This is a genomic window from Gilvimarinus sp. 1_MG-2023 (genome assembly GCF_030548285.1).
Genome location: NZ_JAUOSC010001056.1, coordinates 1 through 269, shown reverse-complemented (window position 1 = coordinate 269; position 269 = coordinate 1). Strand labels below are relative to the sequence as shown.

Below are 269 nucleotides of genomic sequence, written 5' to 3'. Positions count from 1 at the left end.
GTACTGCTGAAGCTGAACGTTGCCAGCAGGTAAACGACCCCGCCAAATCCCATCCAGCCGTAAAACCATTCGTCCTCCAGAAACATGCGCCCCAATAACGGCAGCATCAGAGGGGAGGCGAACAAGCGGTAAGACACTGGCCGCGATGACAGCGACACCAGACTGCCTGCAATCATGCTGACAAACGTCAGAATCAGAAATGCGACATTCTTGATCTCCGTGCCATCAAAAAAATGCCAGCCCCCGGCACCCCAGATACAGCCTGTCAG

Annotated in this window: 1 protein-coding gene; it reads right to left on the bottom strand. The window is 54.6% G+C overall.

Annotated elements, in window-relative coordinates; genetic code table 11:
* The coding region (locus tag Q4563_RS20100; RefSeq protein ID WP_303605770.1) for a hypothetical protein at window positions 1-269 on the bottom strand (269 nt) is incomplete at both ends.